This window comes from Deinococcus sp. YIM 134068 (assembly GCF_036543075.1).
Classification (GTDB): Bacteria; Deinococcota; Deinococci; order Deinococcales; family Deinococcaceae; genus Deinococcus; species Deinococcus lichenicola.
The window spans coordinates 1-1436 of record NZ_JAZHPF010000052.1 but is presented as its reverse complement, the minus strand read 5'-3'; the positions used below and the strand labels follow the sequence as shown (position 1 = coordinate 1436).

Annotated in this window: 1 protein-coding gene; it reads left to right on the top strand. The window is 72.1% G+C overall.

What is annotated here, in order from left to right; genetic code table 11:
• Window positions 1-122 precede the first annotated feature (122 nt).
• Complete coding sequence (locus V3W47_RS19625) at window positions 123-1424, top strand: ISL3 family transposase (protein ID WP_331826923.1); 1302 nt, start codon at window positions 123-125, stop codon at window positions 1422-1424.
• The last annotated feature ends 12 nt before the right edge of the window (window positions 1425-1436 follow it).

The following is a 1436-nucleotide window of genomic DNA, read 5'->3' as shown; positions in this document are numbered from 1 at the left end:
GGCTCTTCGCAGTTGAGGGTGTAGCGCCGGTGGCGACGGGGTGCGGCGCGTCGGTGTCGGGGTAGGCGTCGAGGTCTTCCGAGGATGGAAGTTCTCACGCTCACCATCTGGAAGACCTCGACGTGCTTGACGCTACCTTCGCCTGCCCTGACCTGGCCACGTTCTGCCGCCTCGACGAGCTCGGGCTGGAGGTGACCGGGCAACGGCTCACGTCGGACCGGGCCGTGCTGGCGTGCCGTCCAACCGGGACGGACCCGTGGTGTCGCCGCTGCGGCTGCGAGGGCGAGCCGCGCGACTCGGTGCCGCGCCGGTTGGCGCACGAGCCCCTGGGCTGGCGCCCGACCACGCTGCTGGTCATCATCCGCCGCTACGCCTGCACCGGGTGCGGGCACGTGTGGCGCCAAGACACCACCGCGGCGGCCGAGCCGAAGGCGAAGCTGTCGCGCCGGGCGCTGCGCTGGGCATTGGAGGCGATCGTGTGCTTCCACCTCAGCATGTCCCGCGTCGCGCAGGCGCTCGGCGTGTCCTGGGCCACCGCCAACCGGGCCGTCCTCGAGGAGGGCCGGCGGGTGCTGATCGCCGACCCCGCCCGCTTCGACGGCGTCACCGCTCTCGGGGTCGACGAGCACGTGTGGCGTCACACCCGCCGCGGCGACAAGTACGTCACCGTGATCATCGACCTCACCGCCGTGCGCGCCGGCACCGGCCCGGCACGGCTGCTCGACATGGTCGAGGGACGCTCCAAGCAGGCCTTCGCCGCCTGGCTCGCCGCCCGCGAGCAGGCGTGGCGCGACCAGGTCGAGGTCGTCGCGATGGACGGGTTCACCGGCTTCAAGACCGCCACCAGCGAGGAGCTGCCTGAGTCGGTCGCGGTGATGGACCCCTTCCACGTCGTGCGCCTCGCCGGCGACGCCCTCGACCAGTGCCGGCGCCGGGTCCAGCAGCAGCTGCACGGCCACCGCGGCCGCAAGGATGACCCGCTCTACCGGGCCCGGCGGCTGCTGCACACCGGCACCAGCCTGCTCACCGAGCGGCAACACGCCCGCCTCGAGGCGCTGTTCGCCGTCGACGACCACGTCGAGGTCCAAGCCACCTGGGCGGTCTACCAGCGCGTCGTCGGCGCCTACCGCCACCCCGACCGAGCTACGGGTCGAGCCGAGCTGCAGGCCGTGATCGACACCCTGGCCAAGGCTGTCCCCGCCTCCCTGAGCGAGGTCGCCACCCTGGGACGGACACTGGCCAAGCGGGCCGGCGACATCCTGGCCTACTTCGACCGCCCAGGCACCTCCAACGGCCCCACCGAGGCGATCAACGGCCGCCTCGAACACCTCCGCGGCACCGCCCTGGGCTTCCGCAACCTCACCAACTACATCGCCCGAGCACTACTCGAGAGCGGAGGCTTCCGCCCCCAACTACACCCCTGAATGCGAAGAGCC